Source organism: Psychromonas sp. SR45-3 (genome assembly GCF_014163575.1).
Taxonomy (GTDB): domain Bacteria; phylum Pseudomonadota; class Gammaproteobacteria; order Enterobacterales; family Psychromonadaceae; genus Psychromonas; species Psychromonas arctica.
The window spans coordinates 1-998 of record NZ_JACJDP010000088.1 but is presented as its reverse complement, the minus strand read 5'-3'; the positions used below and the strand labels follow the sequence as shown (position 1 = coordinate 998).

The 998-nt window shown below is 40.7% G+C and carries 1 protein-coding gene; it reads right to left on the bottom strand.

Going from position 1 to position 998, the window contains the following annotated elements; translation table 11 throughout:
• Positions 1–327: 327 nt before the first annotated feature.
• A partial coding sequence (locus H5084_RS19235) for a transposase (RefSeq protein WP_409077645.1) occupies positions 328–998 on the bottom strand: 671 nt, incomplete at its 5' end.

The window sequence follows — 998 nt, the reverse complement described above, 5'->3', positions numbered from 1 at the left end:
TTACTGCGTGTATGCTCGCAGGTTTAATTGTGGCCGTACCGCCAATGGCAAAAGGTTGTCCTCGACCTATTCGCCTTAGTGTTGGTGTTATTTTACTCGCCGCGGGGTTGTGGAATATCTTTTGGAGAAAGTAGTAGACATCCATAAACTTTTACAGCCAAATAATCATCAAAAAATTGTGGCATGTAATAAAACATAAATCAGAAAGTGTTTTAAAAATATTGTAGGGGTATAAAATGCAGGGCATAAAGCCGTTTTCTAGTATTTTAAACAAGAGAATTCTTTCGTTCTCACGGTATTTTTTAAAAATAAGCAGTAGCCAAGAAACTAGTGCAAATTTCGTCGTAATTCGTTTTTGCTGGCCATCCAACGCTTGCCAGTATGCGCTGCAAATAATGCTAACTCTTCCAACGAGCCGACTGCCCCTTGGTAGTCTTTGCCAAAACCACTTGCAAGCGATAACCAAGTTTCACTGTCAAGCCCGAGTGTATTGAGCAATTTAGGATGATGGCTGGCGATTGCTCCTCGTTTATCTTCTCGTAAAATACGACCGCTCCAATCGACTAACTCGATATAATCAAGCAGTGAGAAGGGGATGCCCAGCTGTTGAGGTTCATGTTCATCGCCTATAAAACCCAATAATGGCTTTTTCTTAAAACTTAACCCGAGCAAAGAAGACCCATTGTTTTCCTCTATAAAAGCAACACCATGTATGCGCTCATAAGCAGAGGTGTATTCTGACGTTTCAACACTATTATTCATTTTGGCACGAACAGGATTAAGATCGACATAAGCCATGCAAGTTAACAATGCATCTTCATCTAATAATGCTTGGGATTTAAATCGTCCTTCCCAGAACCGGCCTGTACAGTCATCTTCTTTATTGGCTTTACGTGCAATGAACTCATTCAGACAACGCATAAACCATGAGATATCTGCTAAACGGTCACGCCAAGCATTGATAATATTCAGCGCAGCTTTACTTTCTTCGTCAGATA